11 protein-coding genes are annotated in these 13,572 nt (G+C 73.8%); 4 read left to right on the top strand and 7 right to left on the bottom strand.

Annotation, left to right across the window (positions count from 1 at the left end):
* The first annotated feature begins 3 nt into the window (after positions 1-3).
* Positions 4-783 (top strand): ABC transporter permease, encoded by a 780-nt coding sequence (locus tag ACJ73U_RS18095; protein WP_407778822.1) that lies wholly within the window; start codon positions 4-6, stop codon positions 781-783.
* Here the strand turns inward: ACJ73U_RS18095 and ACJ73U_RS18100 are convergent.
* The 5 genes from ACJ73U_RS18100 to ACJ73U_RS18120 all read right to left on the bottom strand — a co-directional run bounded on the left by ACJ73U_RS18100 (position 761) and on the right by ACJ73U_RS18120 (position 7,229).
* Positions 761-3,877 carry an ATP-binding protein gene (locus ACJ73U_RS18100; RefSeq protein WP_407778814.1) on the bottom strand — a complete coding sequence of 1,039 codons (3,117 nt, stop codon included), beginning with the start codon at positions 3,875-3,877 and terminating at the stop codon, positions 761-763. The two genes, ACJ73U_RS18095 and ACJ73U_RS18100, sit on opposite strands and share 23 nt — an antisense overlap.
* A complete protein-coding gene (locus ACJ73U_RS18105) occupies positions 3,772-4,758 on the bottom strand; it encodes a cytochrome c oxidase assembly protein (protein WP_407778815.1) in 987 nt (328 codons plus the stop codon). Before ACJ73U_RS18105 ends, ACJ73U_RS18100 begins: the two co-directional genes overlap by 106 nt.
* A 6-nt stretch (positions 4,759-4,764) precedes the next feature.
* Entirely contained in the window at positions 4,765-5,241 is a 477-nt protein-coding gene (locus tag ACJ73U_RS18110; protein ID WP_407778816.1) for a DUF2243 domain-containing protein, read from the bottom strand.
* A gap of 93 nt (positions 5,242-5,334) precedes the next feature.
* The gene (locus ACJ73U_RS18115; RefSeq protein ID WP_407778817.1) at positions 5,335-6,390 is read right to left on the bottom strand and encodes a chemotaxis protein CheB; all 1,056 of its coding nucleotides are present in this window, start codon (positions 6,388-6,390) and stop codon (positions 5,335-5,337) included.
* Positions 6,391-6,431: 41 nt separating this feature from the next.
* Positions 6,432-7,229, bottom strand: coding sequence for an SDR family oxidoreductase (locus tag ACJ73U_RS18120; RefSeq protein WP_407778823.1), 798 nt, complete (start codon positions 7,227-7,229; stop codon positions 6,432-6,434).
* Positions 7,230-7,474: 245 nt separating this feature from the next.
* Here ACJ73U_RS18120 and ACJ73U_RS18125 point away from each other — a divergent pair, with 245 nt between their 5' ends.
* From ACJ73U_RS18125 to ACJ73U_RS18135, 3 genes are all read left to right on the top strand, one after another.
* Complete coding sequence (locus tag ACJ73U_RS18125) at positions 7,475-7,807, top strand: hypothetical protein (RefSeq protein WP_407778818.1); 333 nt, start codon at positions 7,475-7,477, stop codon at positions 7,805-7,807.
* Between the two features lie 285 nt (positions 7,808-8,092).
* On the top strand, positions 8,093-10,306 hold the full coding sequence (locus ACJ73U_RS18130; protein WP_407778824.1) for a glycoside hydrolase domain-containing protein: 2,214 nt from the start codon (positions 8,093-8,095) through the stop codon (positions 10,304-10,306).
* Positions 10,303-11,571, top strand: a complete 1,269-nt coding sequence (locus ACJ73U_RS18135; RefSeq protein WP_407778819.1) for a glycosyltransferase — start codon at positions 10,303-10,305, stop codon at positions 11,569-11,571. Before ACJ73U_RS18130 ends, ACJ73U_RS18135 begins: the two co-directional genes overlap by 4 nt.
* 46 nt (positions 11,572-11,617) lie before the next feature.
* Here ACJ73U_RS18135 and ACJ73U_RS18140 read toward each other — a convergent pair whose 3' ends face one another.
* Both ACJ73U_RS18140 and ACJ73U_RS18145 read right to left on the bottom strand, forming a co-directional pair.
* Complete coding sequence (locus ACJ73U_RS18140; protein WP_407778820.1) at positions 11,618-12,304, bottom strand: GAF and ANTAR domain-containing protein; 687 nt, start codon at positions 12,302-12,304, stop codon at positions 11,618-11,620.
* A 94-nt stretch (positions 12,305-12,398) separates the two neighbouring features.
* Positions 12,399-13,572 (bottom strand): NEW3 domain-containing protein (locus ACJ73U_RS18145; protein ID WP_407778821.1); only part of this gene is annotated, 1,174 nt, incomplete at its 5' end.

A 13,572-nucleotide genomic window follows, 5' to 3' on the forward strand; every position in this document is an offset into this window, starting at 1 on the left:
AGCCTGTCCCACGCCACCGGTGACTCCGTGACGATGCTGCGCCGCAACCTCCGGCACCTCGTGCGCTACCCCACGATGATGGTCATGACGCTGGCCCTGCCGGTCCTGCTGTTGCTGTTGTTCGTCGGCATCTTCGGCGGCGCGTTGACCGCCGGCCTCGGCGACGGCACGCCCGGCCACCGATACGTCGACTACGTCCTGCCCGGGATCCTGCTGATGACCGTCGGCTACGGCTCCACCACGACCGCGCTGGCCGTCAACCGGGACATGACCGAGGGGATCATCAGCCGGTTCCGCACCATGGCGATCTCCCGCGCCTCGGTCCTGACCGGACACGTCGCCAGCGCCCTGATCAGAACCATGCTCAGTGTCGCGCTCGTCGTCGGGGTCGCGTTCGCGCTCGGGTTCCGGCCGGCCGCCGGGCCGCTGGGCTGGCTCGCCATGGCCGGCGTCATCGCGCTGCTCACGCTCGCGCTGAACTGGCTCGGGGTCGCGGTCGGCCTGGCCGCCAGGAACGCCGAGGGCACGGGCGGCTTCACCATCCTCGTCCAGGTGCTGCCGTTCGTCAGCAGCGCGTTCGTCACGCCCGACTCGATGTCGGGGGCGGTGCGCTGGTTCGCCCGGCACGAGCCGTTCACCCCGGTCCTCGACACCGTCCGCGGCCTGCTGCTGGGCACGCCCGTCGGCGGCAGCGCGCCCCTCGCGGTCGCCTGGAGCGTGGGCCTGGCGCTGGCCGGCTACCTGTGGGCGCGGGCGTTGTTCAGGCGAGATCCGGTGTCGTGACGCGCGCCCGCAGGACGTCCAGCGCCGCGGCGCGCAGGTCCTCGGGTCCCAGGTCGGCACACGTCGTCACCGCGTCGACGTAGGCCGACCTGTCGGCCTGTTCCGCGGCACGCCTGGCCCGGGCCGGGGACATGGTCGGCCGGAACCCGGTGGTGAACCGGAACCGCTCGGCCAGGGCGACCAGCCGGGCGCCGCGCACGCACTCCCCGCGATCGAGCTCCACCATCGCCAGCGCGAGCAGGAGCGTGCCGCACAGCGGGAAGTCCGTGAAGCTCCTCGGTGACCGGGCCACGGCGTCGGTGACGCACGCCGAGAGCACGCGCGGCAGCGCCGCGGTGAGCTCCTCGACGAGGTCGAGGCGCCCGTGCTGGGCGTGGGCGACCACCGCCACGGCCTGGGCCTCCAACGTCCACCAGTCGCGGTCGGTGTTCCGGCGCACGTCGTTGCGCAGGTGGTCGGCGACCCGCCGCCACAGGCGCAGGCCGGCGTCGACCCGACCGCGTGCGAGCGCGATCTCCGCACGCACGGCCACGTCGATCATCGCCATGCCCAGGACGTCGTCCCCGCCACCCCGCACCGCCACCTCGAGGCCCCGTTCCGCCTCGTCGACCGCGCCGCGCTGCAGGTCGGCGAGGACGAGCACCCACCGCACCCTGGCGACGGTCGACCACGCCGCGACCGCCTCCACCACCGCGAGCGTCGCGACGATGTGGTGCCGTGCCTGGTCCGGGAGGGCGAGTGCCAGGCACAGCTCGCCGATCCGCGAGTGCGCGGTCGCGGCCAGCGCCGGGAAGTCCAGGCGTTCGAACGCGACGAGCATCCTCCTGGCGGCCGCCAGCGCGCCGTCCAGGTCGTCGCCGACCTCGAGGAGCTGGCTGGCGACCGCGTCGGCGAGGCCGGCGAGCAGCGGCTCGTCGCTGTCCGCCAGCACCCGCAACGCGGCGAGGTCCGGCTCGTCGGTCACCACGCGCAGGACGATCGCCAGTGCGCGGGGGAAGGTGTCCGGCGACGCCGGCGGCAGCCTGCGCAGGGCGACCAGCGAGCGTGCCGCGCCCGGGCCGCGGAGGAGGAACGCGCTGGCCGCGGCCACCACCGCGGCTGTCCTGGTGACCTCGACGAGCGCGGGTTCGGGCCGGAAGTGCGAGAGGAGCCAGGCGGCCTCCCCGCCCAGCGTCGCCATGCGCCCGAAGTTCGAGTCGACGATCCACAGGCCGCCCAGTGCCCCGGACGTCGCCGCGACGGTCGCGCCGTCGGCCGTCTCGAGCCCGTGGCGCAGCGCCAAGACGAGGTTGTCCTGCTCGGCGCGGATCCGGGCCACCGCCGGGACCAGGTCGGCGACGAAGACCGACTCCTGGTGCGCCACCCCGAACTCCCGAGCCCACGCGAGGAACCGCCGGATCACCTCGTCGTCCTCGCCGGCCCGCGACCGGTGCGCGGCGCTGAACTCGCGCACGGTCTCCAGCATCCGGAAACGGGCGCCCGGCCCGGTGTCGGCCACCTTGAGCAACGACTGCGCGACCAGCCGCTCCACCACCGGCAGCGCGTCGCCGCCGAGCACGTGGCGTGCGGCGTCCGCGGTGAACCCGCCGGGGAAGACCGACAGCGCGCGCATGGCCGCCTGGCCCTCGGCGTCGAGGAGGTGCCAGCTCCAGTCGATGACGGCGTGGAGGGTGCGGTGCCGTGCCGGCGCGTCCCGGGCGCCACCGCGCAGCAGGGCGAAGCGGTCGTCCAGGTGGCGGGCGATCTCGGCCACCGACATGACCCGGACACGGGCCGCGGCCAGCTCCACGGCGAGCGGGAGACCGTCCAGGTGGCGGCACAGCTCCGCGACCGCCTCCGCCGGCAGGTGCACGTCCGGGCGCGCCGCCCGCGCACGCTGGCCGAACAGCTCGACCGCCGCCGGCAGCGCCAGCTCCGGCAACAGGTACACCGACTCCGACGAGAGCCCGAGCGGGGCACGGCCCGTGGTCAGCACCCGCAGGTCCGCGCACGTCGCCACCAGGGCACGCACCAGCTCCGCGGCACCGTCGACCACGTGCTCGCAGTTGTCCAGCACCAGCAGGGCACCCGACCCGAGGGCACCCGCGATGCCGGCAAGGACATCGGTGGAGACACCGGTGGGGACGCCGGTGGGGACATCGGCGGGGACGGCGGCGCGACCCGATGACCCGAGCCCGACCTCGCCGAGGTCGAGAGTGGCCGCGACCTGGTGCGCGACCTCGTCGTCCGTCGCGACGCCGGCCAGCTCGACGAAGTACACGGCGCGCTGTTCCGCCTGCCGGCTCAGCACGTGCGCGAGCCGCGTCTTGCCCAGGCCACCGGTGCCGACGACCGACGTGACGCGGGACGTGCGCATCAGCTCCGCCACCGCGCGGAGGTCCTCCTCCCGGCCGAGGAGCGGGTTGGGCTCGTGCGGCACGCCACGCCGGACCGGCGGCACGTCGCTGCGCAGCAGTTCCTCGTGCACGGTCCGCAGCAGCGGACCGGGATCGCTGCCGAGCTCGTCGCGCACCACCCGCCGGTAGGCCGCGTACCGGGCCAGCGCGGCGGCGGGCCCCGCGGTCGCCGCCTCGCACCGCAGCAGTTCCGCCAGGACCTCCTCGTCCCGCGGGTACTCCTCCACCAGCTCGGCGAGGAGGTGCACCGCCTCCGCGCGCCGACCCAACCGCGACAGCGCCAGCGCGCGTTCCCGCCGCAAGGACCGGTAGGTCGGGACGCGGGCCGTCCGCAGCAGGGACAACGGATCCCCGAGCGCGGTGTCCGCGTCCGGCGGCCCGTCCCACAACGCGAGTCCGGCCTCGGCGTGCGCGAGCGCGGCCGCGTGGTCGCCGGCGCGTGCGTGCCGCGCGCTCGCGACCGCCCGGAGCTCCACCACGACGGCGTCCACCTCGTTCTCCCGCAACGAAAGCCGGTAGCCGAGGGGGGTCGCGACGATCACGTCCGACCCCAGCAGCGCCCGCGCGTGGGAGACGAGCACCTGCAACGCCTTCACCGGATTGGCGGGCTGCTCCCCCGGCCACAGCTCGTCCACGAGCCGGGCGGTGCCACAACCGGCACGGAGGTCGTCGGCGAGGAGCGCGAACAGGTCGCGCATCCGCGGCCGGGTGATCTCATGCCCGCGACACCGCACACCGGACAGCAGAACCAACTCGGTGCCCACCCGGACAGGCTAGTGCGCCTCCCCGGGCTGCTACGCCTCGGTCGCGTTCGGGGTGCACGGCCCAGCCAGTCGCGGCAGAGCAGGACGATCAGCGCGATCTCCACCGGGGCGCCGCCGTAGTACATCAGCTCGCCGGCCCGCCGGGCCTGTTCGGCGGGCACTCCCGCGGGCGGGTACGCGTAGAGGACCTTGGCGAGGATGTCGTGCGCGGCCACGGCGGCGACCAACGTGCCGGCACGCCACCCGATCGGCGCTCGGTGCGGTGCCGGGTCCGGCCGGCCGAGGACCGCGAAGGTGAACAGGTACCCGGCCGCCAGCACGTGGGCGCTCACCGCGAGGTGCGGCCACGGGCCGGTCATCGTCGCGGCGTGGAGGCGGGTCCGGTAGAGCAGCCACAGGCCGCCGACGTCGAGCAGAGCCGCCGTCAGGGGGTGCGTCACCACGGCGGCCGGGCGCGAGGCCAGCGCCCGCGCGACCGGCCGCGCGCGAGCGGTCGGCAGCACGCGCAGCAGCAGGGTCACCGGCGCCGCGAACACCAGCATCAGCGGTGCGAGCATCCCGAGGGCGATGTGCCCGGCCATGTGGGCCGTGAAGTCGTGGTGGGCCCGTTCGGCCAGCGGACCGACCAGCGCCGCGCCCACGCACGTCCACCCGCCGATCCAGGCCAGCAGCCGGGACAGCGGCCACGCGACGCCCCGCAGCCGCGACACGCCCGCGAGGTAGGCCAGCACCGCACCGGCCACCACCAGCAGGACCAGCCACTGCGCGGGCCCCAGTGCGGACACCGCCCCGGCGGAGGTTCCGTGGCCGTGCACGGGCCGCTACCCCGCGGTCCGCCGCGCGGTGCGGACCCACAGCACCACCCCGACCACCAGCAGCACCACGGCGACCACGTTCCACACCACGTCGTAGGGCGTCAGGTCCACGCGGTACCGGATCTGGTGCAGCCCCATCAGCTTGTGCTGGGCCAACCCGTCGTAGAGCTGGAAGAACCCGGCGCCGGTCAGCAACCCGGCCGCGTACGCCGTCCCCCGGAACGCCCGCCGCCGGCGCACACCACCGAGGAGGTACAGCCCGGCCACCGTCGCGAACCAGCTGAACGCGTGGAACAACCCGTCGGAGACCAGCCCGGCCGCGGTCGTCGACCGGTCGTAGAAGTGGTGCCAGTGCAGCAGCTGGTGGAAGACCACCTCGTCGAGCATGGCCACCGCGCCGATCCCCAGCAGCAGACCGGCGAGCACGTTGCCGCCGTGGTGGACGTGGTGGACGTCGCTGTCGACGGGCTGTGTCGCCGTCATGTCGGTCCCCTTCCCAGCTCGAGCCGAACCCGGCCCTGTGGCGATACCCAGGTGACCGCGGGAGAACCACGACCTCGCGGCCGGTATCGCCACTCAGGAGACCGGGTCGATGACGTCGGGGTCGGTGTCGGCACCCTGGCCGCCGTGGTGGGTCACCGGCGGATCGAGCAGCCGGCGCAGCGTGTGGGCCAGGTAGCCGGCGCGATCCGCCGCGCGGAGGTGGTCCGCGGAGTCCTCTTCCACCGCCGGGCTTTCCTCCGCCGGGCCGCCGCCGTGGGTGGCCAGGTGCCGGCGCAGCGCGGCCTGCTCGTCGAGCGCCGCCACCGCGCTCCACAGCTTCTCCTCCGAAACCTCCGCCTGCGCCGCCGCCAGCGTCTGCGGGGACCACTGGTGGCCGACGTGGCAGCGGTAGTAGGTGATCGTGGGGAGATCGACCTGCGCCAGCGACCCGTGGCAGTCGGGGCAGACCAGCCGGGTGAGGCGGGCCTCGTCAGAAGACAGGTACAAGGGGTTGCTGCTGTCCGCCATGTTCACCGGACCATCTCCTTCTCGCCCGGCGTCGGCGGCGCGGCGCGGCGGGGCTGGTGTGGACCGGACGGCGGTGGTCAGCAGCGCGGCCATGCGGGTGGTGGGCACCACGGTCGCATCCGGCACGGCGGCCAACGCGGCGCGCGGCATCCCGACGAACTGGGCCTCGGCCGGATCCTGCACGTACACCGCGCCGCCGGCCCTGGCCACGACCGCGGCGCCCACCGCGCCGTCGTCGAGCGAGCCCGACAACACCACCGCGGCCATGTCCGGACCGGCCCACCGGGCGGTACTGGCGAACATCACGTCCACGGAGGGCCGGTGCCGGTTCACCTTCGGTCCGGGGCTCAGCCAGGCCCGACCGCCGTCCACGACCAGGTGGCGGTCCGGCGGCGCCACCACGATGGTGTCCGGGCGCAGTGGCTGGCCGTCGCGGGCATGCGCGGCCGGGAGCGAGCCCGCCCGGGTCAGGATCTCGGGCAACCTGCTGCGCGCGGTCGGGGTGATGTGCACGGTCACGAGCACACAGGCACCCAGCTCGGCCGGCAACGCGGCCACCAACCGCTCGAGGGCCTCCTGGCCGCCGGCCGACGCTCCCACCGCCAACACCCGCACGCTCACGCCACAGAGTTCCCTCTCCCGCCGGCCCCAACCCCCGTACCTCACGTCAGCAGCTGGCCACCGGTCACGCCGAGCACCTCGCCGGTGACGTAGCTCGACTCCTGCGAGGCGAAGAACACGTACGGCGGTGCCAGCTCGGCGGGTTGCGCCGCCCGGCCCATCGGGGTGTCGCCGCCGAAGGAGTCGACCTTCGCCGCGGGCATGGTCGCGGGGATCAGCGGCGTCCACACCGGGCCCGGCGCCACCGAGTTGACCCGGATCCCCCGCCGCACCAGGTCCGCGGACAGCGACTTGGTGAAGTTGACGATCGCGCCCTTCGTGGCCGCGTAGTCCAGCAGCTCCGGCGACGGCTGGAACGCCTGGATCGAGGAGGTGTTGATGATGCTCGACCCGGGCGGCATGTGCGGCACGGCCGCCTTGCACAGCCAGAACATGGCGTAGATGTTGGTCTTGAACACGCGGTCGAACTGCTCGGTGGAGATCCCGAGCAACCCGTCGTCCTGGGACATCTGGTAGGCGGCGTTGTTCACCAGCACGTCGATCCGGCCGAGCTCCGCCACCGCGCGGTCGACGATCCGACCGCAGTGCGCCTCGTCCCGGATGTCGCCGGGCACCAGCACGACCGCACGCCCCGCGTCCCGCACCAGCTCCGCGGTCCGCTCGGCGTCCTCCTGCTCCTCCTCCAGGTAGGACAGCAGCACGTCCGCGCCCTCCCGGGCGAACGCCACCGCGACCGCCCGCCCGATCCCGGAGTCGCCGCCGGTGATCACGGCCTTGCGGTCGACCAGCCGGCCGCAGCCCCGGTAGGAGCTCTCGCCGTGGTCCGGCTCCGGCCCCATCGCCTCCCCGGTACCCGGGTGTCCCTGTTCCTGCCCGCGCTGCTCGTCCGGCCCCGGGTACTGGGTCCGCGGGTCGCGCTGGGTGTACTGGTCCTCGGTCACGCCTGTCCTCCCGGTGGTGCTGGTTCCGGCGCGGTGTTCCCACCCACCGGCGGCGCAACCACCCGGACGAGGGATCTTTTCGCGGGTCCACCCGGCCGGCTGGCGGTCGGTTTGTCGACCGGGGCCGCGGGTAGCCGCGAACCATGACCGACGAGACGTTGCCACTCCCGGACTACGACCAGTTGCCGATCGGCAGCGTGCAGCACCGCATCCGTTCCCTGGACGACGACCAGCTGCGCACGCTCATCCACCACGAACGCCGACACGCCAACCGCGTGCCGGTGCTGGAGATCCTGACGGCCCGGCTCGACCAGCTCGAGGGCGGCGCCACACCGTCCGGGGGACGGCAACCGGAAGCACCCGAGGTGACGAGCACGCCGGGCGACACAGCGGCCGACCCCTCGCACACCCGGGAGGACAACACCCCACTGCGGCACGGCGTCGCCGGGCAGACGCCTGCCAGGGGCCGCCCGTAACGTTCGCCGCCCTCGCCCTCGCCGGGCGTGCGCCGCGCTCGGTGACGCCGCGCTCGCCGCGGACGGTGCCGCCGCCGGCGCGGCGATCGACACGCTGCCGCGCATGACGCCGCGTGCCGAGGCCCTCGGCCGCCGCTGGTCACGGGACCGCCTGCTGGCCTGGCCGGCGGTCCCCCGCGCGGGGTGAGAGTGCATTGATGATCAACCGCGCGTTCACGTCGTGGAAACCAACGTGCGGGGCTCGCGTCGTAGTGTCGCGTCATCCTTGACGAGATCGATCCCTTCATCGGCACGGCCGCCACCTCCCTGCCCGCGGCGCAGGGTCTGGCGGCCACTTGGTGGTGGCCGAAACCGCAGGTGGGGAACACCCATCCCGGGGCGACGTACCCGCTGGGGATGGTCTCCGCCTGCGCCTACTCCGGCGCCTACCCGACCGGTTACGGCCGGTACGCCAAGGGCACCGAGGGGGTGCCGGAGGAGCTGTTCGACCAGCTGCAGGCGTCCGGTTTCACCCACTTCCAGCAGTCCGGCACCGGCGCGATCCGCAAGTACTACAACTACGTGCGCGTGACCCCGATGGTGCAGCAGCTGGACGCCCTCGGCGAGGCCTGGCCGCTGCGGGACGAGACCGCCGAGGCCGGGTACTACGCGGCCACCCTCGGCACGGGCATCCGCTGCGAGCTGACCGTCGGCGCCAAGGTCGCCGTCCACCGGTACACCTTCCCCGCGCACCGCAGCGCCCGGATCGTCGTCGACCTGTCCATCGGCGGGCTGGCCATCGACCTCGGGCGCACGGTGCCGCTGCGAGCCCACGTGGAGAGCCTCGGCAACGGCCGTGCCCAGGGCACGGTGGTCGTCGAGGGCATCCCGCTGTCGGTGTACATGGAGGTCGACAGCCCGGGCTGGCGGCAGATGCTCTGGCACGACCGCAGACTCATCGAGGGTGGCACGCGGTTGGACTTCGACCGCATCAGGCCGACCACGCTGCGCCCGTTCGGGCTGCTCTACCGGGGACCGACCACCGCGGGGCAGCAGGTCGAGATCCAGATCGGCTTCTCACTGCGCGGCTGCGAGCAGGCCAGGGAGAACCTGTACCGCGAGCGCGGCGACGGCACGCCGGCGTTCGACGACCTCCGGGCGCGGACCGGGGCCCGGTGGCGCGACCACGTCGACCGGATCGAGGTCGAGGGCGGGTCACCCGCCCGGCGCCAGGTGTTCGCGACGGCCCTGTACCACTCGCTGGTCAAACCGTGCTTCGCCGACGACGAGAGCCCGTTCTGGCCGTCCTCCGGCCCGTTCGCCTTCGACGTCTGCACCATGTGGGACATCTACAAGACCCAGCTGCCGCTGCTCACCGCCATCTGCCCGAACCGGGCGGTCGACCTGCTGGAGTCGCTGATCCGGGTCTGCGAGGAGGAGGGCAACTTCCCCATCGGCTACCGGATGGCACGCGGCGCGGACAGGTTCTTCCGGCAGGCCAGCGCCCTGGTGCACACCGCGCTGGCCGACGTGCACGCGCTGGGCCTCGGCGACCTCGACTGGGCCTGGGCGCTGGTGCACATGCACGACGACCTGCGCCGGATGTACGGGGAGGACTTCTACGAACACGGCGTCGTGCACCCGATCTCGCACACCCTCGACCTCGCCTACGCCTGCCACTGCACCGCCAGCGTCGCCAGGGCGCTGCACGACGTCCGGCTCGCCGACGACCTCGAGGCGCGCAGCCGCCTGTGGTCCAACGCGTTCGACCCGGCCACCGGTCTGCTGTACGACTCGTCGTTCTACGAGGGCGGCAAGTGGAACTACTCGTTCCGGCTCCTGCACGACATGGCCGCGCGGATCGAGATGGTCGGTGGCGCCGAGGCGTTCGTCGCGATGCTCGACGCGTTCTTCGGCTACGGCGCGCGGCCCGTGACACAGCTCGGCCGGCGGCCCGACCCGGCGGAGATGCGGGCCGGCTTCGCGCTGAACCGGTTCGAGGGGCTGAACAACGAGCCGGACATGGAAGCGCCGTGGTCCTACCACTACGCGGGCCGGCCGGACCGCACGGCCGAGGTCGTGCACGCCGCGCTGACCTGGCAGTTCGGCACCGGCCCCGGTGGGCTGCCCGGCAACGACGACTCCGGCGGCCTGAGCTCCTGGTACGTGTGGGCCTCGCTCGGGCTGTTCCCGGTCGCCGGGCAGAGCATGTTCCTGGTCAACGCACCCGCCTTCCGGCGTGCCACCCTGCACGTCGGCGACCGCGACTTCGTCGTGGAGACCCGGGGACACCGCGAGAACTCGATCAGCTCCGACGGGTTGGATGGCGTCCCGCCGCCGCAGTACGTGCAGTCGGCCCGGTTGAACGGGAAGCCGTTGGACGCGGCACACCTGAGCGCGGCCGCCGTGCACGCCGGCGGCCGGCTGCTCCTCGAGCTGGGCCCGCAACCCTCGGAGTGGGGGCACAAGGTCCTGCCGCCGTCGCTGTCCGACCCGCTCGGGAAGAGGGCCCGCACATGAGCAAGCGTCTCGTCATCGTGGTCCGGGCCGACCCGGTGATCTGCGGCCACTCCGGCGAGGCCCGCAACCTGGCGGAGGTCGCGCTCACCCGCGGCTTCTCCGACGTCAGGCTGCTGACCTGGCCCATCCCCGTGCTGCAGGCCGCCGGCCTGCCGCTCAAGCCGCTGGACCGGATCATGCCCTACAGCGCGGGCATCACCGTGGAGCGGCCCGACCCGGTCGGCGACTACCGGGTGCCCGACGGCCGGTACCTGGCCGGGCTCACCGGACGCCTGGTGGAGCTGCTCGCCGAGCGGATCCCGACCACCTGCCTGTCGATGTACCTGGCGCCGCACGACGCCGTCGTGCGCGACGCCGTCGACGCGGCCCGCGCCGCCGGCTACGCACCCGACGTCCACACCATCGCGAAGGCGGTGGGCTCGGACGTCACCAACGTGATCCGCTCGTGCCTGCGTGAGCGGCGGTTCGGGGCGGCCGTCGCGCTGTTCACCCGGTTCCTCACCAACGACCAGGTGATCGCCGTGTCGGAGTACACCCGCCAGGAGATCGTCGCCGCCGCCGAGGCCGTCGACGCGGAGTGCGGCACCCGGTTCGCCGACCAGTGCGTGCGCCGGCTTTCGGTCAGCTACCCGCCGATCGACACCGCGGCCTACGTCGACCTCGCCCCGGCGGCGGTCGACGCCGCGCTGCGCCGCCGCGGCCTGGAACGCGACGGCTACGTGCTGTTCCTGTCCCGGGTCACGCCGGCCAAGGGCGTCTACGATATCGTGAACGCGTTCGCCCGGTGCCGGGCCCGGTCCCGGGTGAAGCTCGCGATCGCGGGGACGGGCCCGGCGCTGGCGGATCTCAGGGCGCTCACCCGGCACGACGACCGGGTCGTGTTCCTGCCGGACGTGGAGGACGAGGAGAAGCCGCTGCTGATGAACGGCTGCGCCGCGTACGCGCTGCCGACCAAGCCCGAGCCGGACTTCGTCGAGACCTTCGGCATCGCCCTGACCGAGAAGATGCTCGCCGGCGGCGGTCCGGTCATCACGACCACCACCGGCGGGGTCGGCGAGGCGGTGGGCGACACGGCCATCATCGTGGCGGCCGGCGACGTCGCGGACATCGCCGCCGCGATCGACCGGGTGGTGCTCTCGATGTCCCCGGAGGAACGGCAGCTCATGGCGGACCGCGCCCGCGCGCACGCCATGGCCTTCGACCGGGTACGCGTGTTCGACGACCTCTTCGCGCCCGCCGACCCGCCCGTCGCCCTGACCGGCTGACCCTCCCCGGGAGGCCGGCGCCGGCCAGCGTCCGTCGGTATGTCCGTCAGTGTCCGTCGTCGTCCAGGGAGTGTCGCCACAGGTCCTCGTCGACCACGGCGTCGGCGATCTCGTGCAGCGGGCGGTCCCGCACGTAGGCGTGTGCCCGCAGCAGAACGAGCGCGTCCTCCCGGGACATCGCGTGCCGGGTGGCGAGCAGGTCGGCCGCCGCGGAGATGCGTGTGGTCACTGGTTCCCGGAGGCTGTCGTCGAGGTCGACGAGCTTGGCCATGAAGCCGGCCATGACGGCGGTGTGGCGGAGCTCGGCCGTCGACAGCTGTCCGGTGGTCCGGCGGTACAGGGTCAGCGTGCCGAGCGGGTTGCCGCGGGTGTCCGGTAACGGCACCGTGAAGACCGCGGCCAGGCCGTGCACCGCCGCCCTCCCGGTGAAGACCGGCCACCGGCTCCGCTTGCGGCGCACGTCCGGCGCGAGCACGGCGAGGCCGGACCGGACGACCTCCGGAACCGGCCCTTCGCCCAGGGTGTGCTGGTAGTCCTCGAGTTCCTCGGCCCACCGGTCGGTGGCCACCGTGGTGCCCAGCCCCCCGCACGTGATCGTCGCCGCCACCGCGTCGACGTGCACGTGCTGGCGGACCATCAGGCACGAGGTGCGGAGGCGGTCCCAGACGGTGTCGGTCTCCGGCCCTTCGAGCTCCAGTTGCCGCCAGAGGTCGTCGCCACGTCGTTCGTCCATGTTCTCTCTCCGCTCGCAAGTCCCCCGGTAGGGGTGGTTCGGAGCGGAGACGGGCGCGGATTGGCCCGAGTTCAGAAAAATCTCGGGGGCGGGGTCAGGTCACGGTGAACGTGTAGCGGTAGGGCCGCTGGATCGGCACGCTGTCCGCGCCCAGCGCGCCGCGCACGGCGCTGACCTCGACGGCGTAGGTGCCGGCCGGCAGTGGTGCGGTCGGCGTCCACGTCAGCACCCCAGGCGTCGGCTCGCGCACCGTGCCGGTGACCGCGGTGCCGCCGGCGCTGACGGCCACCGAGCCGGCGAAGTCCTGCCCCGCCGGGTCGACGTCCCGCTGGAACCGCACGGTCACCGACGCCGGCGCGGGTCCGGCCGAGCCGGCGTCGGGGGTGGTGGACACGACGACCGGGTCCCGCCACATGCGGGGTGCCTTGTGGACGTCCGGTACCGACGGGTCGTCCCAGGCGGTGGTCGTGTCGTCGACCAGCATCCTGCCCCCGGCGTCGCCGGCGACCGTGACGGCGCGGTTGTTCGTGCTGACGATCCCGCCCCACCACTCGACGGTGTCCCAGGTGCCGCGGGTGTACTTGTACTGCACCTCCGTGCCGTCGTCGACGGTCACGGTGGCCTCCCACACGCCACCGCCGCGGTCGGTCATGGCCAGCTTGCCCGGGTCCCACGGGCCCAGCTGGTCGATGTTCCCCGGCAGGTAGAGCGTGTCGCCGGGCGGGGTGCCCGGCGGCGCGAGGGTTCGGAAGGTCACCTGGACCGGGCGTGGCCGCACGGTGAGCACGGCGGGCAGGCTGACGGCTCGCCCGTCGGGGCGCACGTACCCGGCGTGACCCACCAGCTCGCTGTTGCGGGCGGGGCCGGGCGCGGTGACCTCGAAGGTCGCGGAGAAGCGTGCTCCCGGCGCCAGGCTGTCGGTCGTGGTCGGCGAGGTCGCCGTGACGGTCCAGCCGTCCGGCCGCGGCACCGAGACGGCGACGTCGGTGACCGCCCGCGGGCCGGAGTTGTGCACGGTGCCGACGACCCGGCTCGGCACGCCGGCGACGAGGCCGTCCGGTGCCTCCAGCGAGAAGTCGACGGCCGGGGCCGGCGGCACGGTCACCGCGCGCCCGTCGTGGCGCACGACCGCGCCGGCGCCACGCGGCACGGCCGGCACGTCCACGGTCAGCGTGCGGGTGGCGGGCTCGTAGCGGTAGTGCGCCGGGCGACCGTTCACCGTCACGTGCCGCGGCGCGGTGACGTCGACGAAGACGGCCGTGTACGCG

The organism is Actinophytocola sp. (assembly GCF_045807065.1).
In the GTDB taxonomy this organism is placed as follows: Bacteria; Actinomycetota; Actinomycetes; order Mycobacteriales; family Pseudonocardiaceae; genus Actinophytocola.